Here is a 760-nt window from a genome sequence, read left to right as displayed (position 1 = left end):
AATCATGACCACCCGTCCAACGGGTGGTTTGCTCTTGGGGTATAACCCCCTGTTGCCAAACTGCGCCTAAAGACGCTAGCCTGACTACAAATCTGTTCAGGCTCAGTGTTATTTGTCACTTTCACTTACCAGTTAAACTGGTTTTACTTCTTTTTGCTCCGATTACTGCTGAATGGATCTTCGTATTCTTTTACACTCAGCTTATCTACCGCCTGATCATGTGCTTCTTGCTCACGAATATATTTTCTTACTGTTGCTTCGTTTAGACCCACTGTGCTCACATAGTACCCTTCTGCCCAAAACTTTCGATTGCCGTATTTATACTTCAACTGGGCATGTTTTTCGAATATCATTAGCGAACTTTTTCCCTTTAGATATCCCATGAACGTTGAGACTGCAATTTTCGGTGGAATCGCTACCAACATGTGTACATGATCGGGCATCATGTGACCTTCTATAATCTCTACTCCTTTGTACTTACACAAACGTTTGAAGATTTCAATTAAATCTTTTCTCACTTGATTATAGATTTCTTTCCGTCTATACTTCGGGGTAAACACAATGTGGTATTTACACATCCACTTTGTGTGAGCTAGGCTGTAGCTCTTGTTTGCCATCGATGACCATTCCTTTCTTTTGAGCCTGAACATCTCAATTTTATTGGAATGGTCTTGGTGGTCAAACCCTCGATCCCTCCACCCGCATAGCGGGTGGTTTTTTGTTTCGCGCGTTTCACGCACTCAACAGGCTAAAGCCATAA

Annotated in this window: 1 protein-coding gene; it reads right to left on the bottom strand. The window is 42.2% G+C overall.

Going from position 1 to position 760, the window contains the following annotated elements:
• Positions 1 to 143: 143 nt before the first annotated feature.
• Positions 144 to 617, bottom strand: coding sequence for an IS200/IS605 family transposase (gene tnpA / locus P5G61_RS31840; protein ID WP_301250126.1), 474 nt, complete (start codon positions 615 to 617; stop codon positions 144 to 146).
• Positions 618 to 760: the final 143 nt, after the last annotated feature.

Origin of the sequence: Paenibacillus vandeheii (assembly GCF_030433635.1) — a bacterium.
In the GTDB taxonomy this organism is placed as follows: Bacteria; Bacillota; Bacilli; order Paenibacillales; family Paenibacillaceae; genus Paenibacillus; species Paenibacillus vandeheii.
This window is presented reverse-complemented; position numbering and strand designations above follow the sequence as displayed.